Source organism: Tessaracoccus sp. MC1865, assembly GCF_017815535.1.
In the GTDB taxonomy this organism is placed as follows: Bacteria; Actinomycetota; Actinomycetes; order Propionibacteriales; family Propionibacteriaceae; genus Arachnia.
In genome coordinates, this window is record NZ_CP072596.1 from 2,478,838 (window position 1) to 2,503,489 (window position 24,652).

27 protein-coding genes are annotated in these 24,652 nt (G+C 70.6%); 8 read left to right on the forward strand and 19 right to left on the reverse strand.

Going from position 1 to position 24,652, the window contains the following annotated elements:
• Positions 1-95 precede the first annotated feature (95 nt).
• The 9 genes from J7D54_RS11590 to J7D54_RS11630 form a co-directional block, all read right to left on the reverse strand.
• The gene (locus J7D54_RS11590; RefSeq protein ID WP_182764023.1) at positions 96-1,472 is read right to left on the reverse strand and encodes a DoxX family protein; all 1,377 of its coding nucleotides are present in this window, start codon (positions 1,470-1,472) and stop codon (positions 96-98) included.
• An 83-nt stretch (positions 1,473-1,555) separates the two neighbouring features.
• Positions 1,556-2,707, reverse strand: a complete 1,152-nt coding sequence (locus tag J7D54_RS11595; RefSeq protein ID WP_370585855.1) for a DNA polymerase III subunit delta' — start codon at positions 2,705-2,707, stop codon at positions 1,556-1,558.
• Between the two features lie 16 nt (positions 2,708-2,723).
• A complete protein-coding gene (locus J7D54_RS11600) occupies positions 2,724-3,641 on the reverse strand; it encodes a sulfite exporter TauE/SafE family protein (protein WP_182764024.1) in 918 nt (305 codons plus the stop codon).
• A gap of 245 nt (positions 3,642-3,886) precedes the next feature.
• Positions 3,887-4,501, reverse strand: coding sequence for a dTMP kinase (gene tmk / locus J7D54_RS11605; RefSeq protein WP_182764025.1), 615 nt, complete (start codon positions 4,499-4,501; stop codon positions 3,887-3,889).
• Positions 4,498-5,904 (reverse strand): hypothetical protein, encoded by a 1,407-nt coding sequence (locus J7D54_RS11610; protein WP_182764026.1) that lies wholly within the window; start codon positions 5,902-5,904, stop codon positions 4,498-4,500. Before J7D54_RS11610 ends, tmk begins: the two co-directional genes overlap by 4 nt.
• A gap of 14 nt (positions 5,905-5,918) precedes the next feature.
• A complete protein-coding gene (gene topA, locus J7D54_RS11615; protein ID WP_182764027.1) occupies positions 5,919-8,570 on the reverse strand; it encodes a type I DNA topoisomerase in 2,652 nt (883 codons plus the stop codon).
• 85 nt (positions 8,571-8,655) lie between these two features.
• On the reverse strand, positions 8,656-9,150 hold the full coding sequence (locus tag J7D54_RS11620) for a hypothetical protein (RefSeq protein ID WP_182764028.1): 495 nt from the start codon (positions 9,148-9,150) through the stop codon (positions 8,656-8,658).
• Entirely contained in the window at positions 9,147-9,485 is a 339-nt protein-coding gene (locus tag J7D54_RS11625) for a PadR family transcriptional regulator (protein WP_076063020.1), read from the reverse strand. Before J7D54_RS11625 ends, J7D54_RS11620 begins: the two co-directional genes overlap by 4 nt.
• 36 nt (positions 9,486-9,521) lie before the next feature.
• Positions 9,522-11,009, reverse strand: coding sequence for a methyltransferase (locus tag J7D54_RS11630; protein WP_182764029.1), 1,488 nt, complete (start codon positions 11,007-11,009; stop codon positions 9,522-9,524).
• 86 nt (positions 11,010-11,095) lie between these two features.
• Here J7D54_RS11630 and J7D54_RS11635 point away from each other — a divergent pair, with 86 nt between their 5' ends.
• Entirely contained in the window at positions 11,096-11,899 is an 804-nt protein-coding gene (locus tag J7D54_RS11635; protein ID WP_182764030.1) for a hypothetical protein, read from the forward strand.
• A gap of 85 nt (positions 11,900-11,984) precedes the next feature.
• On the opposite strand, the gene mgrA is transcribed toward J7D54_RS11635, so the two are convergent.
• The 9 genes from mgrA to ssd all read right to left on the reverse strand — a co-directional run bounded on the left by mgrA (position 11,985) and on the right by ssd (position 20,142).
• Complete coding sequence (gene mgrA, locus J7D54_RS11640; RefSeq protein WP_182764031.1) at positions 11,985-13,031, reverse strand: L-glyceraldehyde 3-phosphate reductase; 1,047 nt, start codon at positions 13,029-13,031, stop codon at positions 11,985-11,987.
• A gap of 42 nt (positions 13,032-13,073) precedes the next feature.
• Positions 13,074-13,433, reverse strand: a complete 360-nt coding sequence (locus J7D54_RS11645; protein ID WP_182764032.1) for an Rv3654c family TadE-like protein — start codon at positions 13,431-13,433, stop codon at positions 13,074-13,076.
• Positions 13,430-13,750 (reverse strand): TadE family type IV pilus minor pilin, encoded by a 321-nt coding sequence (locus J7D54_RS11650; protein ID WP_182764033.1) that lies wholly within the window; start codon positions 13,748-13,750, stop codon positions 13,430-13,432. The genes J7D54_RS11645 and J7D54_RS11650 overlap by 4 nt, the downstream gene beginning before the upstream one ends.
• Positions 13,751-13,785: 35 nt before the next feature.
• The gene (locus J7D54_RS11655; RefSeq protein ID WP_182764034.1) at positions 13,786-14,028 is read right to left on the reverse strand and encodes a DUF4244 domain-containing protein; all 243 of its coding nucleotides are present in this window, start codon (positions 14,026-14,028) and stop codon (positions 13,786-13,788) included.
• A gap of 103 nt (positions 14,029-14,131) precedes the next feature.
• Positions 14,132-16,432, reverse strand: a complete 2,301-nt coding sequence (locus J7D54_RS11660; RefSeq protein WP_182764035.1) for a DEAD/DEAH box helicase — start codon at positions 16,430-16,432, stop codon at positions 14,132-14,134.
• 54 nt (positions 16,433-16,486) lie between these two features.
• Complete coding sequence (locus J7D54_RS11665) at positions 16,487-17,221, reverse strand: type II secretion system F family protein (RefSeq protein ID WP_182764036.1); 735 nt, start codon at positions 17,219-17,221, stop codon at positions 16,487-16,489.
• On the reverse strand, positions 17,218-18,006 hold the full coding sequence (locus J7D54_RS11670) for a type II secretion system F family protein (protein ID WP_182764037.1): 789 nt from the start codon (positions 18,004-18,006) through the stop codon (positions 17,218-17,220). The genes J7D54_RS11665 and J7D54_RS11670 overlap by 4 nt, the downstream gene beginning before the upstream one ends.
• Positions 18,000-19,145, reverse strand: a complete 1,146-nt coding sequence (locus J7D54_RS11675) for a TadA family conjugal transfer-associated ATPase (protein ID WP_182764038.1) — start codon at positions 19,143-19,145, stop codon at positions 18,000-18,002. The genes J7D54_RS11670 and J7D54_RS11675 overlap by 7 nt, the downstream gene beginning before the upstream one ends.
• Positions 19,138-20,142: a septum site-determining protein Ssd gene (gene ssd / locus J7D54_RS11680; RefSeq protein ID WP_182764039.1), complete on the reverse strand. Its 1,005-nt coding sequence runs from the start codon at positions 20,140-20,142 to the stop codon at positions 19,138-19,140. Before ssd ends, J7D54_RS11675 begins: the two co-directional genes overlap by 8 nt.
• A gap of 145 nt (positions 20,143-20,287) precedes the next feature.
• On the opposite strand from ssd, the gene J7D54_RS11685 reads away from it, so the two are divergent.
• From J7D54_RS11685 to J7D54_RS11715, 7 genes are all read left to right on the forward strand, one after another.
• Entirely contained in the window at positions 20,288-21,028 is a 741-nt protein-coding gene (locus J7D54_RS11685; RefSeq protein WP_182764040.1) for a class I SAM-dependent methyltransferase, read from the forward strand.
• Positions 21,029-21,069: 41 nt separating this feature from the next.
• The gene (locus J7D54_RS11690) at positions 21,070-21,564 is read left to right on the forward strand and encodes a phage holin family protein (protein WP_182764041.1); all 495 of its coding nucleotides are present in this window, start codon (positions 21,070-21,072) and stop codon (positions 21,562-21,564) included.
• Positions 21,565-21,577: 13 nt separating this feature from the next.
• Positions 21,578-21,739 (forward strand): hypothetical protein, encoded by a 162-nt coding sequence (locus J7D54_RS11695; protein WP_182764042.1) that lies wholly within the window; start codon positions 21,578-21,580, stop codon positions 21,737-21,739.
• Entirely contained in the window at positions 21,739-22,194 is a 456-nt protein-coding gene (locus J7D54_RS11700; protein ID WP_182764043.1) for a RidA family protein, read from the forward strand. Before J7D54_RS11695 ends, J7D54_RS11700 begins: the two co-directional genes overlap by 1 nt.
• 1 nt (position 22,195) lies before the next feature.
• Positions 22,196-22,867, forward strand: a complete 672-nt coding sequence (nth, locus tag J7D54_RS11705; protein WP_245243986.1) for an endonuclease III — start codon at positions 22,196-22,198, stop codon at positions 22,865-22,867.
• A gap of 61 nt (positions 22,868-22,928) precedes the next feature.
• Positions 22,929-23,525 (forward strand): TlpA disulfide reductase family protein, encoded by a 597-nt coding sequence (locus J7D54_RS11710; protein WP_182764044.1) that lies wholly within the window; start codon positions 22,929-22,931, stop codon positions 23,523-23,525.
• Entirely contained in the window at positions 23,522-24,157 is a 636-nt protein-coding gene (locus J7D54_RS11715) for a CoA pyrophosphatase (protein ID WP_182764045.1), read from the forward strand. The genes J7D54_RS11710 and J7D54_RS11715 overlap by 4 nt, the downstream gene beginning before the upstream one ends.
• A 57-nt stretch (positions 24,158-24,214) precedes the next feature.
• Here the strand turns inward: J7D54_RS11715 and J7D54_RS11720 are convergent, their stop codons facing one another.
• On the reverse strand, positions 24,215-24,520 hold the full coding sequence (locus tag J7D54_RS11720; protein WP_209455118.1) for a WhiB family transcriptional regulator: 306 nt from the start codon (positions 24,518-24,520) through the stop codon (positions 24,215-24,217).
• Between the last annotated feature and the right edge of the window lie 132 nt (positions 24,521-24,652).

Below are 24,652 nucleotides of genomic sequence, written 5' to 3' on the forward strand. Positions count from 1 at the left end.
CGCATAGCCTAACCAACGGCTCAATCCGCCGGAACGGGGGCGTCCCCGCGAGGAGGACCTCGCGGGGACGCTGACAGTGTCAGGCGGTCAGTGCGTCAGCTCCTGCGCGCCTCGCGTGCATCCTCACGGCTGCGGTGGATGGCGCCGTCGATGCCGAACCGGCCGCCGCCGAGCGACAGGAACAGCACGCCGATGCCCGCTAGCAGCAGGTCCTTGTCGCCGAGGAACCCTTCCATGCCCTCGACGAACGGGCTGAAGCTGCCCCACCGGACCAGTACGAGGGTGGCGACGGCGAGCGCCGTCAGGAGGACGCCCACGACCCGCACGCCCAGCCCGATCACGAGCATCACGGCCATCGCCGCGAGGGTGAACCCGACGATCCAGGCCACCAGACGGGGCTCGGGAATCAGGGGCTGGCCGGCGAGAAAGTCCGCGGTGTCGTCGATGCTGTACAGCACCTGGTACGCCAGGATGCCGAGGACGCCGGCCGTGATGAGGCGCAGCACGAACAGGCCGAAGCTGCCGAAGCCGCCGACGCCCCTGCGGCGGGGACGCATTTCGCGCTCCGCGTTCGCCTGGGAGGTCTGCACCATGCCGAGGCGGCGGTCGCGCTCCTCCTTCTCGGCGCGCAGTGCTGCGGCGCGGGCTTCTTCCTCCGCGGCCTCGTCCGCGAGGCTGCGGCGCTCCGCTGTCGTGTCGAGCACCTGGGTCTCGTCGGCGTCCGTGCGGTACAGGCCCGCCATCCCGGGCGCGGCGAGGCCACCGGCGCTCGCACCCGCGGCGCCGCCCGTGGCAGCCGCGACGGCGGCCAGCGACGTCGTGGCGTCAGCGTCGCCCGAGGGGCGGCCGAAGCTCGACTCCTCCGGGCCACGGACGGTGGTGGGCTCGTCGTCGTCGACCCTGGTGGCGCCGGTGTCGCCGGGGCGCTCGTCGTCCAGGTACTCGTCGTCGTGGGTCTCGGTGCCGGTCTGCGCCTCGGGCAGTTCGTTGTCGTCGACGATGGTGGCGCCGGTGTCGCCGAGGCGCTCATCGTCGATCCACTCCGACACCTCACGCGTGAGGTCTTCGTCGGCGGTGTCGACCGGGCGGTCGTCCTCGAACACCGTGGCGGTGCCCGGCACGTCGTCGTCCTGGGCGGCGGCGCCGGTGATCTCCTCGGGCGTCTCCCCCAGTTCGACGGTGGACACAGGCTGGTCCTCACCGGCTACCGCGTCGTCCGGATCCGGGGCGGTGGGCAGGCTGGAGCGCTCCGCGACCGACTCGTCGCTCGCCCCGTCCTGCGGCGTTTCCGGAAGCACCGGCTGCTCTGGTGTCTCCGGCTGCGCGGGAGGATTGGGCGCCGGCATGGCCTGCTCCGACGAATAGTCGTCCCACTCGGTGGGCTCGACGGGCACACCGTAGTCGTCGGCCTCTTCCGTCCACTCCGCACTGTCGTGCGGCGTGCCTTCCTGGACCCAATCATTGTTGGACATCGGCTGTTCCTATCCCTGGGCAGTCTTGCTTTTCATCTTGGCACCGACTGGAGCCCCTGCCCGGGGTGACACGCCCGTCCGGCTCAACTCCGGCGCGCGAGCGACAAGCTGATCAGGAGCGACTCCAGCGCGAGCAGCGGGGCGACGTTGCCCTCCAGCGCGGTGCGCGCCTGCAGGATGGCGTCCAAGGCATGCACCGTCTGTTCGGGCGTGGAGCGACGTGCGACGGGCTCGATCTCGTCTGCCAGGTCCGCGTTGACCAGCGGCACCCCCGGCGCGGTCTGGGCGGCCAGCACGTCGCGGTAGTAGCCGGTCAGTTCCGTCAACACCCGGTCGAACGAGTCGCGCTGCAGACGCTTGCCCCGCATCTTCTGCTGGTCCTCCAGTTCCCGGATGGCGGCCTGGGCGTTGCGCGGCTTGGCGCTCCCCCGCCCCCCGATGCCGAGGGCCTCCTGCAGCGCCGCCATCTCCTTGGCGTCGAGTTCCGTGGTGGTCTGCTCAGCCTCCTCCTTCGCGGCGGCCACGAGGTTCTCCGCGGCCGTCAGGCAGGCCGAGACGGAGGTGAGCTTGCCGGGCAGCGTGAGGATCTCATGACGACGGATGCGGGCGGTCTCTGAGCGCGCCAGCATGCGCGCCCGGCCGACGTGGCCCTGGGCCGCGCGGGCGGCGTGGGCGGCGAGCGCCGGCGAAATGCCGTCGCGCTCCACCAGGAGCCGGGTGACCGCCTCGTCGCTGGGGGTGGCCAGCTTGATGGTGCGGCAGCGGGAGCGGATGGTCACGATCACGTCGTCCGGGTTGGGCGCGCACAGCAGGAACACCGTGCGGGGAGCCGGTTCCTCCAGGCCCTTGAGCAACGCATCCGCGCCGCGCTCGGTGACCCTGTCTGCGTCCTCCACCACGACGATCTGGTGGCGCCGCTTGACCGGAGCCATGTTGGCGCGGCCCACGAGCGCCCGCACCTCGTCGACACCGATGGACAACTGCTCCGTGCGCAACAGCGTGACATCCGGGTGGGCGCCCGAGAGCGTGGTGCGGCACTCCTGACACTCACCGCAGCCACCCCGCGGGCACTGCAGGGCGGCGGCGAAGGCCTTTGCCGCGTTGGACCGACCGGACCCGGGAGGACCGACGAACAGCCAGGCGTGCGTCATGGCGTGCCGGTGCCCGTCGACGGCGCGGCGCAGCGTGGCCACCGCCCGCTCCTGCCCGATCAGCTCAGAGAACACATCACCCATGGGGTTCATCCTGCCATCAGGCGGTGACAGCATCACCCTCAGCGACCTCATCGGCCACGCGGGACTGCTCGACGCGCCGGGCCCGCAGGTGCGCCCGCAACGACCAGCCGACGGCGGCCGCACCCAACGCGAACACCAGGAGGTAGGCCGGCAAATGTAGGCCCTCCGGCACACCGAAGCTTCGGACGAGCGAGCGGGCGTTGACCAGCACGATGGTCGCGCCGGCCGCCGCGCCCAGCACGCGGGGCGGCAGGTGCCGGACGAGCCAGGCGGCGATCGGCGCGGCGATCAGCCCTCCGAGGAGCAGCGCCCCCGCCATCCACGGCACGATCGCGCCGCCGCCCAGGCCGAGGAAGAATCCGACCGAGGCGGCGATCGCGATCAGGAACTCCGAGGCGTCGATGGTGCCGATCACCTTGCGCGGCTCCATGTGCCCCGACGCCAGCAGCGCCGGGGTCCCGACGGGACCCCAGCCACCGCCGCCGGTCGCGTCGACGAACCCTGCGAACAGGCCCAGCGGCGCGAGGAACTTCGTCGGCAGCCGCTGGCCGAGCTTGCGGGTGGAGATCCCGAAGAACGTGAAGCGCACCAGGACGTAGGCGCCGAGCACCAGCAGGATGATGGCCATCAGCGGCGCTGCGGCCTCCGTCGAGAGCCGGGAGAGGAACGTCGCACCCGCGAACGCGCCGATGGCGCCCGGGACACCGATGCGCAGCACCACCTGCCAGTCGACGTTGCCGAAGCGGTGGTGCGAGATGCCTGAGGCGAGGGTGGTGCCGATCTCGGCGAGGTGGACGGTGGCCGAGGCCATGGCCGGGTTGGTGCCGATGGCCAGCAGGAGCGTGGTCGACGTGACCCCGTAGGCCATACCGAGGGAGCCGTCGACGAGTTGGGCGGCCAGGCCGACGAGGGCGAGCAGGACGAAGTTGAGCATGAGGTGCCTTTGTTGTGTCTGGGGTGGTGTGGGCGTGCGGGAGCGGCTAGCCCAGACACATGGCGCTGGTGATGCGCATCAGGACGACAGGCGTGGGAGACGTCGGTGCGCTCTCGGCGGCGGAGTCGAACATGCGGAGAGTCAAGCAGCTACATCGGCGCTTGTTAACATCGAATCCCCCGGTTTCGCTGCACGCGGAACGCGGAATATCTCGCTGTCAGCCGCATGCGCGGCCGGGAAAGGTCTCAGCCGGCGAGGAGCGACTCGACGCGGCCCGCGATCTTGGCGGCCATGAGGTCCCTGCCCTCCAACGCCTTCATCACGAAGTACTCCTCGGGCCGCTCGGCGGCCAGCGCGAGGAGGTGCCGGCGCACCCTGCGATGGAACTCCAGGCCCGCGCTCTCGAGGCGGTCCTTGTCCTGCTTGATCGACACCGCGTCGTCGGGATCGGCGTCGAGGAGGATCGTGAGGTCCGGCCGTAGACCGCCCACGGCCCACCAGGCGATATCGGCGACCTCGCCCAGCGCGAGGTCCCGGCCCGCACCCTGGTACGCGATCATCGAGTCCACGTAGCGGTCGCAGACCACCACCTCGCCGCGCTCCAGCGCCGGGCGGATCACCTCGTGCACGTGCTGGGCCTTGTCGGCCGCGTAGATCAGCGCCTCAGCGCGGTGGTCGACGTCGCCGGATGCGGGGTCCAGCACCAGTCGGCGCAGGGTGGCGCCGAGTTCGGTGCCCCCCGGTTCGCGCGTCACGACGTGCGGCAGGCCCCGGGTCATCAACCACGACTGCAGGCGCCGAACCTGCGTGGACTTGCCCACCCGGTCGCCGCCCTCGAACACGATGAACAGTCCGCTCATGAGGTGGGCTTCTTCAACTGCTTCGCCTGCTTCTTCTTGGCCTTCGCCAGCAGCTTCCGCGCCTCGGCCACCCGCTCGGGCCAGCGCTGGATGAAGTCGCGTCGACGCAGCGCCGCCCCGCCCCGGGTCCGCTCGTAGTCGAGGCCCAACTGGTAGGCCTGAGACGGCGACAGCCCGTCGAGTTCGGGGGTTCCGCTGCGGAGGCCCTTGGACGCCCTCCGCAGTTCGTCAAGCACCTCGTCGAGCGAACGCAGCATCTTGCCCATCATCTTGGGCATCATCGGGGCCAGCACGTTGGCGGCCACCTCCAGCTGCTCGGCCGCCCGCAGGGCCGCCTGCCAGGCCTCGTCCGGCGACGCGGGCGTGAGGCTGCGGCAACGGTCGGCCAGGATGAACGTGGCCTGCTCGGCACGCTCGAACAGCAGTTTCGCGGCCGGCTGATGCGACAGGTCGCCCAGCCTGGGCGCCCGGGCCCCGGTGACCAGCGCGTCGATCGCGTGCAACGTGGGCTGCTCGATGTCCCTGGCCGAGGCGAAGGGCAGGCCGGTGAGCCCGCTCTCGACGCTCTCCCGCCAAGCGGGTTCGAGCACGGTCGCGAGGCCCCGGAGGTCACGTCCGAACTCCCACAACCGGTGGTTCAGCGCGCCCACCTCGTCGGGGTCGCCGGTGCGTCTGTCGAGGTCTGCCCGCACGATGTGGCCCAGGTGCCCGGCGAAGAGCGCGGCGACGAACTCCTCGAGGGACGCGTCGCGCCACAGTTCGCGGGGCTTGGGGAACCCGGTGAGGCCGGTGGCGGGGGCGCCCAGCCGCTGCTGGAGGTGGGGGAAGTCCGTCACCAGCGTGGACCCCCCGGCCTGGGCGGCGCTGAGCAGGAACTCGCGCTGCTGACCGGTCAGGGCCTCGCTGGGCGTGAACGTGACCTCGCGGTATTCGGAGCTGAGCACACCGTCGCGGCGCACCTGGACCTTGTCGTCGCGGACGATGGCGGCGGTCGCGTTGTCCGCGTCGCGGAGGAACCACTCGTCGCGCTCGCACGTCATGGCCGCGATGGGCCCGAGCGTCGCGCCGCGCACGAACGGCTTCACGAGGCGGGCGAACCGTTCCGGGAGGTCGCCGCTGCCGGACACGGGCTCCGCCTGCTCGCTGGGCAGGTGCGGTTCCCACGCGGGGGCGGCGAGGTACCACTGGCCGGCCCCGGCCACCACGCGGTGGGCGACGACGACGCCGGCCCTCAGCAGGCGACCGTCCGGCGCGTCGATGATGGTGCTGTCCATAACGAAACTCGCCGAGGGCCTGCGCACGAGGCGCTCCAACCCGACCGCGGTGGAGGTGAATTGTGGTGGTTCCGAGGTGAACGGGACCTCGAACCGGATCGCGCCCTTGGGCGTGCCCTTCTTCGCCATGGCTGTCAGCCTAACTACTTCTTGGGGGCTGCCTTGCGGGTGGTCGTCTTGCGCGTGGTCGTCTTGCGCGCAGGACGGGTCGACGGGCCCTTGGCCCGCTTCTCAGCGATCAGTTCGAAGGCGCGTTCCGGGGTGATGGCCTCGGGCGCGTCGTCACGGCGCAGGGTGGCGTTGGTCTCGCCGTCGGTGACGTAGGGCCCGAACCGGCCGGACTTCAGCACCACAGGCTTGCCGGAGACCGGGTCTGCGCCGAGCTCCGCCAGCGGGGCGGCCGCGGCGGCGCGTCCGCGCGTCTTCGGCTGGGCATAGATGGCCAGCGCCTCCTCGAGCGTGATCTCGAAGATCTGGTCCTCGGTGGTCAGCGACCGCGAATCCGTGCCGCGCTTCAGGTACGGGCCGTAGCGTCCGTTCTGGGCGGTGATCTCGTTGCCCTCCTCGTCCTTGCCGACGGTGCGGGGCAGGCTGAGGAGCTTGAGGGCGGTGGGCAGGTCGAGCGAGTCCAGCGACATCGACTTGAACAGCGAGCCGGTGCGCGGCTTCTTGGACTTCGGGGCGTCCTCGGGCAGCACCTCGGTGACGTACGGGCCGAAGCGGCCGTTCTTCGCCACGATCATGAGGCCGGACGCCTCGTCGACGCCGAGCTCGCGCTCCTCGTCGAGTGGCTGGGTGAGCAGCTCCTCGGCGACGGCGACGGTGAGCTCGTCCGGCGCCAGCTCCTCCGGCACGTTGGCGCGGCGGCCGTCAGAGGCCTCCACGTAGGTGCCGTAGCGGCCGACCCGTACGTCGATGCCGGAATCCTTCAGCGGGAAGGTGGACAGGGCGCGGGCGTCGATGTCGCCGAGCTCGCTCACGAGGGATTCGAGGCCGTGATGGGTGTCGCCTTCGGCGCCGCGGTAGAAATCCGTGAGCACCTGGAGTCGCTGCGCCTTGCCGGAGGCGATCTCGTCGAGCTGGTCCTCCAGCTCGGCGGTGAAGGCGTAGTCCACCAGTTCGGTGAAGTGTTCCTCGAGCAGCCGGGTGACGGCGAACGCCAACCACGTCGGCACCAGGGCCGAGCCCTTCTTGAAGACGTAGTCACGCGCGGTGATGGTGCGGATGATGGAGGCGTAGGTCGACGGGCGGCCGATCTCCAGTTCCTCCAGCTTGGCCACCAGCGACGGCTCGGTGTAGCGCGACGGGGGGCGGGTCTCGTGGCCCGCGGGCTCGGCCTTGGCGACGGCCAGCTCCTGCCCCTCGGTGAGCACCGGGAGGCGCGACTGCGCGTCGTCGGAAGTCGACTCATCGTCGACGCCCTGCACGTAGGCCTTGAGGAAGCCGGGGAAGGTGATGGTGCGGCCCGAGGCGACGATGCCGGCCGAGGTGGTCTCGGCGTCGGCGACCGTGGTGGCGCCGATGGTGGCGTCGATCCTGATCGAGACGGACTCGCCGCGTGCGTCGGCCATCTGCGAGGCCAGGGTGCGCCGCCAGACCAACTGGTAGAGGCGGTAGGCGTCGCCCGAGAGACCGGTGTCGTCCGGGTGGCGGAACGAATCACCGGCGGGACGGATCGCCTCGTGCGCCTCCTGCGCATTCTTGACCTTCGAGGCGTAGACGCGGGGCTTGTCGGGGAGGAACCGCTCGCCGAACAGCGCGCGCACCGCCTTGCGGGCGGCGGTGATGGCCTCACCCGAGAGCGACACCGAATCGGTTCGCATGTAGGTGATGAAGCCCTTTTCGTAGAGTTCCTGCGCCACCGACATAGCGCGCTGCGACGAGAAGCCCAGCTTGCGGCCGGCCTCCTGCTGCAGCGTGGTGGTGCGGAAGGGCTCGTAGGGGCGGCGGGTGTAGGGCTTGGCCTCGACGGAGGCGACGCGGAGGTCACCGTCGGACAGCGCCCCAGCCAGCGCCTTGGCCGAGGCCTCGTCGAGCACCAGCGCGTTGCCGGCGGTGAGTTCGCCGTCGGCGTTGAAGTCGCGGCCCTGCGCCACCTTCGCGCCACCCACCTCGACGAGGCGGGCGGGGAAGTTGCGGGGGTCCGTGTCCGGGCCGCCGTCGAGCGTGAGGTCGAGGTCCCAGTAGGACGCGGGGACGAACGCGATGCGCTCGCGTTCGCGGTTGACGATGAGGCGGGTGGCGACCGACTGCACGCGTCCGGCCGACAGCTTCGGCATGACCTTCTTCCACAGCACCGGCGACACCTCGTAGCCGTACAGGCGGTCGAGGATGCGGCGGGTTTCCTGCGCGTCCACGAGGTCGACATCGATCTCGCGGGGGTTGCGGACGGCCTCCTCGATGGCGGACTTGGTGATCTCGTGGAACACCATCCGCTTGACCGGCACCTTGGGCTTGAGCTCCTCCATGAGGTGCCACGCGATGGCCTCGCCCTCGCGATCACCATCCGTTGCCAGGAAGAGTTCGTCGACGTCCTTGAGCTTGGCCTTCAGGTCCCGGATGGTCGCCTTCTTGTCCGGCGAGACGACGTAGATGGCGTGGAAGTCGTCGTCGACGTTGACCCCGGTGCGCGCCCAGGCCTCGCCCTTGTACTTGGCGGGCACCTCGGCGGCCTTCGTGGGGAGATCGCGCACGTGACCACGGCTCGACTCCACGATGTAGTCGCCGCCGAGGTAACCGGCGATCTTGGTCGCCTTGGTCGGCGACTCGACAATCACGAGACGCTTGCTTGACATGCAGATCTGTCCTTTAACAACGGGGAAACTCGTGAGGAACAATAGCCTGAGCTGTCAAGCTTGCCCGCTTCGGGCACTCGAACCCCTAGCCGCGGCGACGTCGGCCCTTGGCGTCCCACTGCACTTCGGCACCGGTGCGCGGGTCGATGATGCGCTCCTTTTTGGAGAGTCGCAGGAACCAGCCACCCCAGGCCGCCAGCAGGACCACGCCCAGCGTCAGCGACGCCCAGACGGGCATGCCGAACGGCAGCTCCGTCCCGTCGGAGAAGAGCGCCAGGACGCCGCTGACGAGGAACCAGCCGGCCACCGCGGTGTACCCGAAACCGGCGAGGGCGAACAGGACCTGTCCCCGGAAGAGGCGCATCAGGAAGGGAGCGGATTGATCCGCGACGGCGACCCCGGTGGCGCTCGCCCGTTCGGCCGCATACGCCTTGACGGGGCCGAAGGCCTCGACGGGATCCTCCCCCGTCTCGGCGACGTGGGACTCCACTTCGGCCAGGACCTCCCCGATCCGGTCGCCGGGCACGTCGAGGAGGCGCAGTTCGAGAGCGAGGTCGTCGATGTAGTCGGTGGCGTTCATGAGTGCTCCTTCAGGAGGGCGGAGAGGTTATGGGAGAAGGCACGCCAGGTGTCCGCGCGGTTGCGGAGGTCCGCCGCGCCGTCGGCGGTGAGCCGGTAGTACTTGCGGCCGGGGCCGGAATCACCGGCGCGCCAGTCGGTGTCGACGAACCCGGCCTCTTCGAGGCGGCCGAGGATGGGATAGAGGGTGCCGCCCTTGACGGTGCCGAAGCCGGCGTCGTTCAGGCGGCTGGTGATCTCGTAGCCATAGGTCTCGCCCTCGGCGATGATCGCAAGAACGGCCACTTCGAGGAAGCCCTTGAGCCAACTCGACGGCCAGGGAGTTGCAGGTACCATGACTAGATCGTATATCTATCTAGTCAGCGATGCAACCTATATCGCGTGGGAACCGTCGCCGGCGAGGATCAGCATCTGGTCGAGGAGGGCCTGACGGATCTCTGGAAGCAGCGCGGCGGCCAGCTCCGCAGCGTCGAGGTCGAGGACCTGCGCGACGGCGGCCACCACCTGGCCAACGGTCAACTCGCCGTCGAGCGCGCCGAGGGCGGCGGCCAGGGCGGTGTCGGCCTTGATGGCACGCAGGAGCCCCACCCGCTGGCGGAACACCACGTGCTCCGGATCCTCCGCGCCGGGCCGGCCGATGGTCTCCTGCTCGACGTCGACGAGCCGGGGCCGGGCGCCCAACAGCTCCGCGGTCGGTAGCTGGAACGCATCCACGGCGGCAAGATGCCGGGCGAAGACGTCTCCCACCGGCTGGGCGACAGCGTGCGGCCAGCTCTCAAAACGGCAGTGGGGCTCGGCCCGCTCCGCCCTGGTGACGAGCACCCATCCCATCCCGATGCTGCGCACGCCCAGGCGCTCGAAGTAGGCCAGCCACTCGTCGTAGGCCGCCCTCCACCGGTCCGTACCCGCCAGCCCGGCGTCGGTGAGCCACATCTCGATGTAGGAGAACACGTCCAGGCGCTCCCGCTCGATGATCCAGGCGTCACAGGAGTCCGGGATCCAGGCGCCGAGCCGCTCCTCCCACGGCTGGTCCGTCACGGCCCAGTTGGTCAGCAGTTGCAGCGACCCCCCGGGGGTGAGGTGGTCCGCGGCACCGCGGATCAGGGTCTCGACGAGGGAGTCGCCCTCGAAGTTCGCCTCCCGGTAGGTGAGGGTGTCGGCCTCGTCGGTGGGCGGACTCATGACGAAGGGCGGGTTCGACACGATGAGGTCGAACCGCTCCCCCGCCACCGGCTCGTAGAGGGATCCGTTGCGGTAGTCCACCTCGACACCGCCCAGCCCGGCGGTCACCCTCGCCAGTTCAAGGGCGCGCTCGTTGACGTCCGTGGCGACCACCCGGCCGGCGTGCCGGCTGAGATGCAGCGACTGCACCCCACAGCCGGTGCCGAGGTCCAACGCGGTGTCCACAGGCGTGCGCATGGTCAGCTGTGCGAGCGTGGTGGACGCGGGCGACACTCCCAGCACGTAGTCAGGGCGGATGGGCGACATCCCGTGGTCGAGGCCCGGGGTGGGGTCCGCCACCACCCATCCGGACGCTCCGTCGTCGGGCGAGCCGTAGGGGCGGATGTCCACGACGGCGCGGACCGAATCCCCGTCCGCCCGCACGAAACCCTCCTCCAGCAGGGCGTCCACATCGACCGCAACGGCCACCGCCTCGCGCGGCACCGCCTGTTGGAGGATGAAGAGCCTGATCAGCGCGGCCTGCGGGTCTGCGGCGGCGCGGAGCGCCACGTCGGCCGGCACGGTGCAGTTGCGCCCCAGCCCCGCCTGGCCATCCTCACCGATCCGGTCGACCACCGCATCTGAGGTGTAGCGGGCGGCGGTGAGCTGGTCGCGGAGCGCGGCGGTGTCGATGGCCATGGCGACATCTTAGGCAGGGCGGCGTCGGACGAATCGCCATCGACGAGGCCTGTCGGCCTGACCCTCCCGGTTGCGACCATGGGCGCATGGCACTGAAAAGGAACGTAGTGATCGCCGCCATCGCGGCGGCAGCATTGGGGGTCAGCGCCTGCAGCGGAACCGCGGAGACCCCCCAGACGCAGGCCCCGGCCAGCTCCACCGCAACGGCCCAGGAGACCGGAGCAGGCGGCTCGAAGAGCGCTGCGGTCGAGACCTCCGCCGAGGCGACGCCGACGCAGGAGGATTCGCCCGCTGCCGAGCCGAGCGAGGAGGAGTCGCCCCCCGAAGAGGCGTCCGGCGAGCTCCCCTGGGACGAAGGCCCCGTGGACACGGAGGCCTTCCTCGACCTGTACCGCCCGGTGCAGGAGTCGATCACGACGATGAAGATGACCACCTCGACGTCGGTCCCAGGCTCCGAAACCGTCACGTACGTCGACAGCACGGACCCGACCAATCCCCGCACCTACACGGTGCTCGAGGCCGCCGGGAAGAAGGTGGAGTCGGTCACCGAGGGCACCACCGCCTATACGCGGACCGACGGCGGGGCCTGGCAGGAGCAGCAGATCCCCGACACGGCTGAGGGGACCAAGCCCACCCTCGATGCCGAGACCCTCCGTGGCCTCGTCGAATCCATCGAACTCGTGGACAAGGGCGAGCGGAAGTTCACAGTGGTGCTGGATCTGGGGGCGCTGGTGCCCTCCGCGGCGCCCGGGACGGAAGGGATCCCCACCACCTGGTGGCTCGATGACCAACTGCGCCTGGTGAAGCAGGAAATGACGATCATGGAGGCGACGGTCATCACGGAGTACTCCGAGTTCAACCAGCCGGTGGACATCCCGCAGGTGCCGTAGGCCTGAACTGGAGCGCCCGCGACGGGGACGGATCCCTGCCGCGGGCGCTTCTGCACTGGGCGAAGACGAGCGCTGCCTTGTTCCGTCACACGGAGTCGGTGGCTCCCTGCCAGAGGTTGATGCCTCCCACTCCGGAGTGCTCGTCGATCGCCGAGAGCTCGTCCTCGGTGAAGGCCAGGTTGGTGAGGGCGTCGAGATTCGCGTCGAGCTGGCGCACCGACGAAGCGCCCAGCAGCGCGGAGGTGACGGACGCTTCGCCCTGGTCGCGGAGCACCCAGGCGATGGCCATCTGGGCCAACGACTGCCCGCGGCCCTCGGCGATCCCATTCAGCGCGCGGAGGTGTTCGAGGTTCTTCTCGTTCAGCAGCCCCTCGTCGAGCGACTTCCCCGCGGCCGCGCGGGAATCAGCCGGGATGCCGTCGAGGTAACGGTCGGTGAGCATCCCCTGCGCCAGCGGCGAGAAGGCGATGACGCCCATGCCGTTGGCGGCCGCGGACTGCAGGAGGCTGGGCTCGCCGTCCTCAACCCAGCGGTTGAGGATGGAGTACGACGGCTGATGGATGACCAGCGGCGTGCCGAGCTCGCGCGCGATCTGCTGGGCCTTGGCCGTCAACTCCGCCGAGTAGGAAGAGATCCCGGCGTACAGGGCGCGGCCGGAGCGGACGATGAAGTCCAGGGCCTGCATCGTCTCCTCGACGGGGGTGTCCGGGTCAGGGCGGTGGTGGTAGAAGATGTCGACGTAATCGAGACCCATGCGCACCAGCGAGTCGTCGCAGGACGCGACGAGGTACTTGCGCGAGCCGCCGAAGCCGTAGGGGCCGGGCCACATGTCCCAGCCGGCCTTCGAGGAGATGACCAGTTCACCGCGGTACCGCTTGAAGTCCTCGGCGAAGTGGCGGCCGAAGTTCGTCTCCGAGGAGCCGTAGGGCGGGCCGTAGTTGTTCGCGAGGTCGAAGTGCGTCACGCCGCGGTCGAAGGCGCGCCTCAGGATGTCGCGCTGCGTCTGGAGCGGCTTGTCGTCTCCGAAGTTGTGCCACAGGCCCAGCGAGATCGCGGGCAGTTTCAGGCCGGAGGTGCCGAGCCGCCGGTACGGCATGGAGTCATAACGGTCTTCCGCTGCAACATAAGTCATGCCGTCAGCCTATTGGCACGCCGGAGGCGGTGCTGGAGGCGGTCACGTTCCCGCGGTGGCGCTGCGCAGAAAGGTCCGTGGCGCACCGGGCAGGGCCGGCTCCAAGGGGGCACGGACCGCGATCTCGACGACGACGTGCCGGCCGCCGCCCCGCACGGCGCACTCCGCGACCGAGACCCCGTTGCGGACCGCGGCCTCGCCCGCCGCGGAGCAGGGGTCAGCGCCCTGGACCGACGCCGACACCGCTGCGAGGGCGGCGAGCTCGGCCGCCTGTTCGGCGTGCCTGGCCGCCGAGAACCACGCGATCAGGACCCCAGCCACGGTGAACGACGCCAGGAGCGCCAGGCTCATCCCCATCGTCAGCAGCACCCCTGCCGAACCGCGCTCGGTGTGGCGGCTCACGGCCCGATCCCCGGTTCGTAGGCGGCCCAGGCCCGGGCCGAGACGTCGACGACGCCCAGCCTCAGAACGGGCACCGGCAGCGTCACGCTGGCCTGGACCCCGAGGTGCTCCCTGACCACCTCTATGCGTGCGCCTTTCGGCGCCCGGGCCCTGGCTTCGGCGAAGGCTTCGTCGTCACCCCGGGCGGCCTGCCGGGCCAGCTGGGCGCTGGCCTCGGCGGCCGTTGCCTGGGCCACTCCGAGGAGGGAGGCCCCGACCAGGCCAACGGTGAGGACCACGGCGAGCAGCAACCCGACGCAGAGCTCGACGGCGACCATCCCCTGTTCACCCCGCCGGGTCCTCCCTCCTCGGATCACCCTCCGACCTTGAGCAGATCGGAGATGTTGAAGTCGCCCTGCAGCACCTTGCCGAAGACGCCGGTGACCCAGTCGAAGAGCACCTGGAAGAACGCGTTGTCGGAGAAGACCCGGACCAAGAGGATGGCGACGGTGGCGGCGGCGAGCAGGCCGATGGCGTACTCGACGGTGGTGAGGCCCCGCTCAGTGAGGCGGCGCAGCTGTGCCCTGCGCTGGGGGTGGAGCACGAGGTTGGACATGGAGGTTCCTTTCCCGAGGTCGGCCGCCTTTCGGCCGGTCTCACCCCCATTGATCGGAAAAGGGCACCCTGAATCACCGCGTGAACCCGCGTGTGTGGATTAGTCAGGCGGACAACACCGCGGGCTGTGGACAACGGGTGATCGCCCTAGACTCCGCGTCGAGCAGCAGCCCGAGCAGCTCGGCCGCATCCGGCTTGTTCAGCACCTGGTTGGCGTTGCCACACTTGGGCGACACCACGCAGGCAGGGCAGCCCTCGGCGCAGCCGCACCGGGTGAGGCGCTCGAAGGTGGCTGCCAGCCACTCCCCGATGACCTCGTAGCCCCGGTACGCGAAGCCGGAGCCACCCGTCATTCCGTCGTGCACGAAGATCGTGCAGAGGCCGGTGTCCGGGTGCAGGGCGGTGCTGACGCCACCGATGTCCCACCGGTCGCACGGTGCGAACGCCGGCAGGAGCCCGATGGCGGTGTGCTCCATGGCGTGGGCGGCTGCGCCCATCTGGAGTTCAGCCCAGCCCAGGCGGCCGGCGAGGTGCGCCGGGACCGTCCACCACACCGCCTGCGTGGTCATCCGGTGCCGCGGCATCTCCAGGGCGGTGGTGTCCCACACCTCATGGGTCACCTCGTCGCGCCGGAGGTAGGCGAGCACCTGGGAATCCAGCAGCACGTCACCGCGGCAGACCTCAGTGACGCCCAGCCGCTTGCGGTCCATCTCGCGGAGGATCTCGATGTCGAACGACGACTGCGGTTGCGTGTAGTACCTCGGCCTGCCCTGGACGACGAACGCCTGGTGCTCCTCGCGGTCCAGTTCATCGACGAGGAACGTTTCGCCTTGGTGGAGGTACACCGCCCCGGGGTGGACGGTGCGGTCTGCGGCCGCCATGTCCACCACGCCGACCACCCGGCCCGTGTCGCGCTCGATGATGTCGACGGGGCGCTCCCCGATGGCGCGCAGGTCGATGAAGTCCACAGCCCGGTCCGGCCTCGTCCAGAAGTAGCGGCCGGCGCGGTTGCGCAGCACCCCCTGCTGCGCCAGCGCGTCAGCCACCATGGAGGTGGTGGGGCCGAACCACCGCTCGTCGTCTGCTGACAGCGGCAGTTCCTGGGCGGCTGCGGCGAGGTGGGGCCCGAGCACCCGGGGGTTCTCGGGGTGCAGCACCGCCCGCTCGACGGGCGCGTCGAAGATCAGTTCCGGATGCTCGAGGAGGTAGACGTCCAGCGGGTTCTCCCGGGCGAGGAGCACCACGAGGGCGTCCTGGCCGCGGCGCCCCGCGCGGCCCGCCTGCTGCCAGAAAGACGCGAGTTTGCCCGGATAGCCGGACACCAGCACCGCATCCATCCCGGCGACGTCGACGCCGAGTTCCAGCGCATTGGTGGAGGCCAACCCCCGCAGCTCGCCGCTGTGCAGGGCTGCCTCGAGTTCGCGCCGGTCGTAGGCAAGGTAGCCGCCGCGGTAGGAGGCGACCCTGGTGGGCTCGCGCGCCACCTCCTGCGCAGCCAGGGAGACCAGTTCGGCACCCTGGCGGGAGGGCACGAACGCGATCACCTGCCTGCCCTCGTCCGTCAGCCCCGCCAACAGGCGGGCGGTGTCGTCGCGCAGCGACTTCTCCGGCCGCCACAGCGCCACCGTGCGCCGGCCCGACGGCGACGAGTCCTCGTCGACCACCTTCACCGGGCCGGACCCGATGAGGGTCTCCGCGAACTCCCCGGCGTTGGGCGCCGTGGCCGACGACAGCGCGACGACGGGGTCTGCCCCGTACTGCGCCGCGATCCGCCGCAACCTGCGCAGCACTTGCGCCACGTGCGCCCCGAAGATGCCCTGATAGCGATGGGCCTCGTCGACGACGATGTAGCGCAGCGAGCCCAGGAACCTCGACCACCGCTGGTGGTTGGGCAGCATGGAGAAGTGCAGCATGTCCGGATTGGTCAGGATGAAGCTGGCGTGGTCTCTGGCGAAGCGCCGCTCGGCCTCGTCCGAGTCACCGTCGAGCGGGGTGATGCGCCAGGTCTGGGGCCCGAGTGCCGCCGCCGCCCGGGCCTGGTCGTGCGCCAGCGCTTTGGTGGGCGAGATGTACAGCGCGGTGTGCCGAGGGCCGGTGAGCCGGGCACGCATCGAATCCACGCTGGCGCCCACCTTGCCGTGCACGGCGCCGGTGATGATGGGCATGAGGTAGCCGAGCGACTTGCCGGAGCCGGTGGGCGTGCACACGATGCTGTGCTCGCCGTGGAACAGGGCGTCCGCGAATTCCACCTGGTGCCGCCAGGGTGCGTCGATGCCCGCTGCGGCGATCTGTTCTGCGGCCTTGACCGGCAGCCAACTGGGCCACGCCGTGGGCACGCCAGAGGAGGCGTCGCGCTGCGAAACAGCGGTCACCTCGTCGCGGCCCAGCACCCAGGAAAACGTCACCCCTCAACTGTGCCAGCCGCCACCCACAATTTCTGAATCGACCGCCGTGTCGATTCAACCCGAGAAGAAGTTCTGGATCAGCCCGGCGATGATGGGAACCACTCCGACCAGCATGAAGGCGGGCAGGAAGCACGCCATCAGGGGCACGACCGACCGGACCCCCACCGTCCGGGCAGCCTTGAGCGACCGATCACGGAAGTCCTGCCGGGCGTCCTCGGCGTGCACCCTGAGCACGCCGGAGAGGGACGCCCCGGATCGCTCGGCCCGGGCGATGTCCGCCGCCGGCTGCCCCCAGACCGGGTGCTGCCGCAGCCGTGCCCACGCCTCAGGCCCTGCCCGGCCGAGCGCCAGCTGCGCCGCCACCTCCCGCAACAGCTTCTGCGTGGCGGGTGGTGACACGTCCGCGACCGCCTCCACTGCGGCCGACATGGGTTGGCCCGCTTCCAGGCAGACGCGGAGGAACCCCAGGGCGTCCGGGAGCTCCGCCGCCAGTTCCCCCGTGTCCGGCCGTGGCGCGCGGTACCCCAGCAACACCACCGACCCCAGACCGACCACCAAGCCACCCGCCATTGCGAGCATCCCGTCGAGGGCCAGCATCAGGAGAGCGCCCATGGGCAGGCCCAGGAGCGCCCGTTGACGCAGCGGCAGGGCCCCCTCCCTGCCCTCCAGCCACGCAGGGACCCTCCGTTCGGGCCGTGCCCGGAGCCGCTCCAGCGCCGCAGCCGGCGCGGGCATCGCCACCAGCACCGCCAGGAACGCAGCCAGGGCGGCCATGAGTAACTGGTTCATCTGACCTCCCTCCTTCCCTGCGCGAGCTTGTCGATCCACAACACCCCGGCGGCCGTCAAGGTCACCGCCGTGAGCACCAGCACCTGACCGATGACGCCGCCGAACAGGAATTCCAGTGGGTCTGCGCCGGCTGCGAAGCCCAGGCCGACGGCCAGGAAGGGCAGCGCGGCCATGATGTGGCCACTCGCGCGCGCTGCAGCCAGCTCGGCCTCGATCACGGCCTGCAGTTGCCGTTGGCGCCGCAGATTCTCTGACACCGACGACAGGACGTCCGCCACCGGGGCCCCACTCCTCTCGCTCACCCGCCACGCGGAGGCGACGGACCGCATCCCGCCCTGACCGGGGACGGAGGCAACCCGCTCCAACTCCGCCCCGACATCCGAGCCCAACGCGGCGGCCGCGGCAGCAGGGGCGAGGACAGGCGAGTCCCGAGCCGCCTCGGCAAGCGCCACGGTGGGGATCTGGCCGGAGCGCAGCAGGGAACTCAACACGCGGGCGGCCGCGGCGCACTCGCCGGCCCGCCGGGAGGCGCTGCGTCGACGCCGCGCGCTCGCCACCAGCCAGCCGCTGGTGCCGAACGCGATGGCGCCCACCGCCATCCAGCCGACCGCCCGGAACCCCAGCGCCCCCGCCGCCCCGACCACGGCGAGCACCCCGAGCACCACCCACGGCGACACCCGCGTGGTTAGGCGACGGCGGCGCGGCGCCAGGCGACGCAACCCGGGGGCCGGCCCGATCAGCGCCGCCGCGGAGAGGGCGGCCACCAGCGCAGCGCCGGTCACCATCCCACCAGCCTGGTCAGTTCGGCGCCGGCCTCCCCCTCGTAGCGCACCCGTCCCCCGGCGAAGGACGCCGCCGGCGCGATCTCGACCCGGCCGTCGGCGCCCCGCCTGAACAGCCCGATCTGATCCACCGCCCGGGCACCTGAGCGGCTCCGCCGGAGATGGATCACCAGCCGTAGCGCCGCGGCCACCTGGGCGTGACACGCCTCGCGCCCCAGCCCACCCAGTGCCGCGAGGGCTTCCAACCGGGCGGGCACGTCCTGCACCGAGTTGGCGTGCACCGTGCCGCAGCCCCCTTCATGCCCGGTGTTCAACGCGGTCAGCAGGTCCGTCAGTTCGGCACCGCGCACCTCGCCCAGCACGACGCGGTCCGGGCGCATCCGCAGCGCCTGCCGCACAAGCGTGGTGAGCGTGAGGGCACCTGTCCCCTCGGCGTTCGCCGGCCTGCCCTCGAGTCGCACACAGTGCGGATGATCCGGCACCAGTTCCCGCGCATCCTCCACCACGACCAGGCGCTCCTCACCGGGCACCAACGCCAGCAGGGCGGAGAGCAGCGTGGTTTTCCCTGTGCCGGTGCCACCGGAGATCAGGAAGGGCAACCGTGCCGCCACCACGGCCTGCAGCAGGCGCTCGCCCTCCGGCGGCAACGAACCGGCGGCCACGAGGTCTGCCACCGAGAAGCTCCGGCGGGCCGGCACCCGCAGCGACAGGCAGGTGCCCGGAGCCGCCACCGGCGCGAGCACCGCATGCAGCCGCACCCCGCCCGGCAGCCGCCCGTCGACGAAGGGCGACGAGTCATCGAGTCGTCGCCCGGCGGCGGCCGCCAACCGGATGGCGAGCCTGCGCACCTGTTCGTCGTCCACGAAGCGCACCTCAGCGCGCTCCAACCCCCGGCCGCGGTCCACGAACACCTCGCGGGGGCCGTTGACCACCACATCAGAGACCCCGGGCTCGGCCAGCAGGTCGTCGAGCGGGCCGGCCCCGACGCTGTTGCGCCGCAGCTGGGCGAGCACGTCGTGCACCACCGCATCGGTCACGATGACGCCCATCCCGCGCAGCGCGGTCGCCACGTCCACCGGGGTGTGGGTGCGGCCCAGCCCGGCCAGGCGGGTCTGGAGCACATCGAGTTGCACCTCAGCCACCGCGCACCTCCGCCAGCAGGGCCGCAACCGCTCTGCGGTACCGGCGCGCAGCCGTGCTGACAGGCGACACCCCCAGCTCAACCAACCGGACCACCGCCTTGTCGTGTGGGATGGCCGCCAGGCACGGAAGGCCCAGCGCGCGCGAGACGACCTCCGCGGGGATGGACCGGCCGGGCCCACGCCGGACCACCACCGCAGCGGGCTGCACGGACCGGCCCTCGACCAGCATCCGCGCTGAGGCGACGGACCTCACGTCCGCGCCGACGACGAGCAGCGTCCGGTCCGGCTCCACCTGCGGCGCCTCACGGCCGGCATCGATGACCACGAGGTCTGCGGAGCGGGCCAGCGAGCCGACGGCGGCCGCCACCGCCGCCGCCGGTGGCGCGGAGGGCGACTCCCGGCCCTGCGCCAGGAACGCTGCCCCCTCGGCCATGGGCAACCCGCCGATGAGATCTCCCAATTCGCCCCGCGCGTGACTCAGGTCTGGCCACCGCACGCCGTCGACGGTCTCCGCTCCGACGATGAGGTCCAGCCCGCCGCCCGCCTGCGCCAGGTCCACGCACGCCGCGCGCATCCGCTGTGCCGCCGCCACCAGCGCCAGCGAGGCCGCCAGCGTGCTCACGCCCAGACCGCCGGAGGCGCCCACCAGCGCCACGACCGTGGCCCGCACCGCGTCCGCGCGCACCGCCGTCGAGATGGCCTCCGCCAGGTGACCACCGTGGTCAGGCAGCGGCAGCACCGGCAACGCGAGCGCGGCGGAGCAGCGCGCCAACTCCCGCGGCGAGTCGCCGACGAGGTGGGCCTGCCCGGGCGCGACGCCCGTCCAGCGCGTGGCGACCTCTGTGGACACCAGCCGCAGGGCCGCCTCCGGCCAGGCCAACCGCACCTCGTCAGGGTGGTGGGCCACGCGCAGCGGGACCTCGAAAGCGGCCGCCGAGACCTCCACCGCCTCGATGACGGCCGGGTCCCGGGAGCAGAGCAGAACGTAGGGTTCCATGCCCACCACTGTGGTCAACGGGCGGCCCGAATTTCGACGGATGTGCCCCGTTGTGGATAACCTTCCCCGGCGCGGCGTCCTCCGTCGTGACGCACAACCCGCCAGCTAGGCTGGCCCCACCACATCAGCTACGCGGAAGGACGGCATGAGCATCACCCTGCCCGACGAGGCCCTCACCTGGCTCTCCGTGTGGCAGGACGTGCGCGGGCTGGTCCTGGCCGGCGACACGCATCTCACGCGCCGGCTCTCGGCCGCCGGGCACACCCTGTTCGCGCTGACCGACAGCCCCGCCGTCCACGTGCGGCTTGCCGAGCTCACGCGGGTCACGCCGCTGCTGGCGCGGCCGGAGGCGGTGCCAACGGATCCGCTGCAGTTCGAAGTGGTCTTCGCGCACCAGAGCCTGCACCGCTACAACCTTGACCAAGCCCTCCCCCAACTGGCCCGCGTGCTGCGCAGTGGCGGGTGCGTCAGCGCCTCCTACCTCGTGCGCGACGACTCGGTGCCCTGGGTGCGGCGCCTCGCGGCGCTGCTGCGCCGCTACGACCCCATGGCCATGAAGGGCGACTACGGCCACCAGAGCCTCGACGTCCTGGGCCGCTCCAAGTACTTCCCAGAGGTGGAGCGCCGCGCGTTCCGGATCTGGCAGGCCGTCAGCCGCGACGACCTCATCGCCATGGTGCGCAGGCAGCCGCTGGCCGGCAACCTCGACCAGAGCCAGCTCGACACCCTCATCGGCCAGGTCGTCGACCTGTTCGACGGGGCGGTACGCCCCGGCGAGAACCTGCGGCTGCCCTACCAACTGCTGTGCTGGCGCGCCTGGGTCAGCCACGAGGAACTGACCAGCCCCGTCGAATTACCCGATAGCGGCCTGGCCATCCCACTGTGATCTATGCGGTACTAGGCTGTGAGCTGCGAAAGGAGCATCCAATGCCCGCTGAGCCCCGCCACCCGTTGGTCGACATCAAGGACTCGCTCTCCGAGTTCGTCTCGAAGACGTCCGAGCTCGCCTCCGCCGAGATCAAGCCCGCCGCCAAAGCCGCAGGCGTGGGCGCCGGGTTCTTCGCCGGTGCCGCCGTCTTCGCCCTGCACGCCATCTGGATGCTGGTCATCCTGATCGCCCTGGGTGTCGGCCTGCTTCTCAACGCACTCACCTCCATGGGGCCGTTCCCCGCGATCACGCTGGGTTTCCTGGTCAGCGTCCTGTTCTCACTGCTCGTGGCCGCCGTCCTGTTCACGCTGGGCCGCGGCAAGTTCCGGGACGTGAAAATGCCGGAGGCCACCATCTCCGAGGCCCGGATGACGCTCGACGCGGTGGTCGACGCCGTCGCCTCCCGCACGAAGGACACCGACGTCGTGATCCGCTCCGAGGACCTCCCCCAATTCCGCGACGCAGACCTCGAGAAGTCGTTCGGCCGTCCGTAGTACCTTGTCTCCCATGATCAAGTGGGAATACTTCGTCGCGCCCGTCCTGTCGCACGTCGCTCAGCAGCTGCTCAACAACTTCGGCTCGGATGGCTGGGAACTGATCCAGCTCGCCCCCGGCCCCAACCCGGACACGCTGGTCGGTTACTTCAAGCGGCCCATCCAGGAGGCCTGATGCCCGCCTCCGAGCGCCTGACCGCACTCGGCATCGAACTGCCGCCGGTAGCCGCTCCCGTCGCTGCCTACGTACCGGCCACCCTGGTGGGCAACCAGATCTGGACCTCCGGCCAACTGCCGTTCGTCGCCGGTGAACTCGTCGCCGTAGGCAAGGCGGGGGGCGCGGTGTCGCCCGACGACGCCGCGGCGGCAGCCCGCACCGCGGCGCTCAACGCCGTGGCGGCCGCCGCAGATCTCGCCGGTGGTGTCGACAACATCCGCCGCGTGCTGAAGGTGGTGGTCTTCGTGGCCAGCGAGCCCGGCTTCACGGCGCAGCCCGCCGTCGCCAACGGCGCCTCGAACCTGCTCGGTGACATCTTCGGCGAGTCCGGCGTCCACGTGCGCAGCGCGGTGGGCGTGGCGGTGCTCCCGCTGGATTCGGCCGTGGAGGTCGAACTCGTCGTCGAGGTCTGAGGTGGACCAGCCGGCGATCATCAACGAGACGCTCGCCGAGGCCTACCCCGACGCTCGGTGCGAGCTGGATTTCCGCACCCCGTTCGAGCTGCTCGTCGCCACGGTGTTGTCGGCGCAGTCGACGGACCGCCGGGTCAACGCGGTGACCGCAGACCTCTTCCGACGCTTCCCCGACGCCACGGCGCTCGCGGAGGCGGACAGGGAAGAGGTTGAGGTCATCATCGGACCTGTCGGGTTCTACCGGAACAAGACCACCGCCATCATCGGGCTGAGCCGGCGCATCGTCGATGAATTCGACGGCGAGGTGCCGGGCACACTCGAGGAACTCGTCTCGCTGCCGGGAGTGGGGCGCAAGACCGCCAATGTGGTGCTGGGCAACGCGTTCGCCGTGCCCGGTGTCACCCCCGACACCCACCTCATCCGCCTGGCCAACCGCTTCGGCTGGGTGGACAACACCAAGCCGGACGTTGTGGAGCGCTCGGTCGGGGCCCTGTTCCCTCCGGAGGAATGGGTGATGCTCTGTCACCGCGTCATCTGGCACGGTCGACGGTGTTGCCACGCCCGGCGCCCGGCCTGCGGAGCCTGCCCCGTCGCCGAATGGTGCCCCAGCCGCGACATCGGCGAACAGGATCCGGCCAAGGCCGCCAAGCTCATCCGCGAGCCGAGGAACTGACGTCGCACCGTTGGCGGCGACGGGCTGAGGCCCTGCCGCCGTGGGGTAATCTCGCAGCACGATGAGGATCAGGTCTGCCATCGCCGCGCTCGGCGCGGCTCTGTTGCTCGCCGCGTGCACGCCCGGCCAGAGCACCACCCCCACCGCGCCCGCCACGCCGCCGCCGGATCTCGCGGCGCTGCGCGTCGAGTACGGGCTGCCTGACTGCCCGGACACGGATCCGGCCGCCGGGCAGGTCGACGGCGGGCTCCCCCACACCCAACTGACCTGCCTGGGCAGCGACAAGACCGTCAACCTGGCCGGCCTGGAGCGCACGCCCACCATCATCAACGTGTGGGCCCAGTGGTGCGGCCCCTGCCGCGAGGAGGCGCCCTTCCTTCGTGAGGGCCTTGCCGAACTCGACGGCGTCGCCTTCCTCGGAGTCGACTACAACGACCCCCTCCCCGATTGGGCCATCGAGTTCGCCGGCCTCGTCGGCTGGTTCTACCCCCACGTGACGGACCAGGACAAGACGCTGCAGGTGCCTCTCAAGATCCCTGGCATCCCGTCGACATACTTCATCGACGCCGACGGGAAGATCGCCGGGGTCCACGCCGGGCCCATCGAATCCACCCAACAGTTGCAGGACCTGGCCGCCCGGTACCTGGGGGTCTCATGAGCATCGAGCGCGTCTTCGGCCGCCTCCGCGGCGCGCTGGCGCAACCCCAGGAGGCCCGCCACATCGGGATCGACCGCACGCCGCGCGGCGAACGCTCAGCAGCCGTTCTGGCCCTGTTCACGGACGACGGCGACCCGTCGCTGACCTTCATCACCCGGGCCACCACCATGCGCCGGCACGCCGGGCAGATCGCGCTGCCGGGGGGCGCCGTCGACGACACGGACGTCGACCGTGCGGACACCGCGCTCAGGGAGGCGCGCGAGGAGATCGGACTCGACCCCACGCAGGTCACGGTGTTAGGACAATTGCCGGCGCTGTGGGTGCCGGCATCGCGCTACGACGTCACCACCGTGGTGGGCGCGTGGCCGGGTGGGGACGAGCTCAGCGTCGTGGACCCACGCGAGGTGGCTGAGGTGCACCACTACCGGGTTTCGGAACTGGCGGCCCCGGAGACACGCGTGATGGGACGCCACCCCAGCGGGTTCATGGGCCCGTCGTTCGTGGTGGGCGACCAGTTCATCTGGGGCCTCACCGGGCACCTCGTTGACTGGGTTCTGGACCTGGCCGGATGGGCACTTCCGTGGGACCGGGGCCGGGTGGCAGACGTGCCCGCGCGTTTCCTGCGGGACTGACTGATGGGTGTGGAAGCGGCGGGTGGAGTGATCCACCCGCCGCCTCTCTCTAGTGCTTCAGAGGTGGTCCACCGGCACGACCGTGAAGCCCGTGCCGTTGGTGTAGTTGACGAGCACGTCGAACCACGAGTCGATGTCGGGTCGCTGTCTCAGCAGTGCTCGACGCTCACGTTCGGTCATTCCCCCCCAGACACCCCATTCAATCCGGTTGTCGAGCGCCTCCGCGAGACACTCAGATCGGACCGGGCATCCGACGCAGACTGAACGAGCCCGTTTCTGATCTTTACCTTCTGGAAAGAGTGCGTCCGCCATGTCCCGGCATTTGGCCTGGAGCGTCCATTCACTAACCTCGGCGAGCGACATCAGCTGCCCTCCCTTGCGCAGTTTCGTCCTATGCATCGACCGTAGCGCATGTCATGGCGTTTGCAACAGGGGGGTTCGGGTTACCGCCCATGCCAGCGGCCATTGAAACGTCTGACAAAGGGGTTTTGGACC

Bases quoted from the DNA above. Each gene is read 5' to 3' on its own strand.
- J7D54_RS11590 (WP_182764023.1), bottom strand. From the start codon at position 1,472: ATGTCCAACAATGATTGGGTCCAGGAAGGCACGCCGCACGACAGTGCG.
- J7D54_RS11595 (WP_370585855.1), bottom strand. From the start codon at position 2,707: ATGGGTGATGTGTTCTCTGAGCTGATCGGGCAGGAGCGGGCGGTGGCC.
- J7D54_RS11600 (WP_182764024.1), bottom strand. From the start codon at position 3,641: ATGCTCAACTTCGTCCTGCTCGCCCTCGTCGGCCTGGCCGCCCAACTC.
- tmk (WP_182764025.1), bottom strand. From the start codon at position 4,501: ATGAGCGGACTGTTCATCGTGTTCGAGGGCGGCGACCGGGTGGGCAAG.
- J7D54_RS11610 (WP_182764026.1), bottom strand. From the start codon at position 5,904: ATGGCGAAGAAGGGCACGCCCAAGGGCGCGATCCGGTTCGAGGTCCCG.
- topA (WP_182764027.1), bottom strand. From the start codon at position 8,570: ATGTCAAGCAAGCGTCTCGTGATTGTCGAGTCGCCGACCAAGGCGACC.
- J7D54_RS11620 (WP_182764028.1), bottom strand. From the start codon at position 9,150: ATGAACGCCACCGACTACATCGACGACCTCGCTCTCGAACTGCGCCTC.
- J7D54_RS11625 (WP_076063020.1), bottom strand. From the start codon at position 9,485: ATGGTACCTGCAACTCCCTGGCCGTCGAGTTGGCTCAAGGGCTTCCTC.
- J7D54_RS11630 (WP_182764029.1), bottom strand. From the start codon at position 11,009: ATGGCCATCGACACCGCCGCGCTCCGCGACCAGCTCACCGCCGCCCGC.
- J7D54_RS11635 (WP_182764030.1), top strand. From the start codon at position 11,096: ATGGCACTGAAAAGGAACGTAGTGATCGCCGCCATCGCGGCGGCAGCA.
- mgrA (WP_182764031.1), bottom strand. From the start codon at position 13,031: ATGACTTATGTTGCAGCGGAAGACCGTTATGACTCCATGCCGTACCGG.
- J7D54_RS11650 (WP_182764033.1), bottom strand. From the start codon at position 13,750: ATGGTCGCCGTCGAGCTCTGCGTCGGGTTGCTGCTCGCCGTGGTCCTC.
- J7D54_RS11655 (WP_182764034.1), bottom strand. From the start codon at position 14,028: ATGTCCAACCTCGTGCTCCACCCCCAGCGCAGGGCACAGCTGCGCCGC.
- J7D54_RS11665 (WP_182764036.1), bottom strand. From the start codon at position 17,221: ATGAACCAGTTACTCATGGCCGCCCTGGCTGCGTTCCTGGCGGTGCTG.
- J7D54_RS11670 (WP_182764037.1), bottom strand. From the start codon at position 18,006: ATGGTGACCGGCGCTGCGCTGGTGGCCGCCCTCTCCGCGGCGGCGCTG.
- ssd (WP_182764039.1), bottom strand. From the start codon at position 20,142: ATGGAACCCTACGTTCTGCTCTGCTCCCGGGACCCGGCCGTCATCGAG.
- J7D54_RS11685 (WP_182764040.1), top strand. From the start codon at position 20,288: ATGAGCATCACCCTGCCCGACGAGGCCCTCACCTGGCTCTCCGTGTGG.
- J7D54_RS11690 (WP_182764041.1), top strand. From the start codon at position 21,070: ATGCCCGCTGAGCCCCGCCACCCGTTGGTCGACATCAAGGACTCGCTC.
- J7D54_RS11695 (WP_182764042.1), top strand. From the start codon at position 21,578: ATGATCAAGTGGGAATACTTCGTCGCGCCCGTCCTGTCGCACGTCGCT.
- J7D54_RS11700 (WP_182764043.1), top strand. From the start codon at position 21,739: ATGCCCGCCTCCGAGCGCCTGACCGCACTCGGCATCGAACTGCCGCCG.
- J7D54_RS11710 (WP_182764044.1), top strand. From the start codon at position 22,929: ATGAGGATCAGGTCTGCCATCGCCGCGCTCGGCGCGGCTCTGTTGCTC.
- J7D54_RS11715 (WP_182764045.1), top strand. From the start codon at position 23,522: ATGAGCATCGAGCGCGTCTTCGGCCGCCTCCGCGGCGCGCTGGCGCAA.
- J7D54_RS11720 (WP_209455118.1), bottom strand. From the start codon at position 24,520: ATGTCGCTCGCCGAGGTTAGTGAATGGACGCTCCAGGCCAAATGCCGG.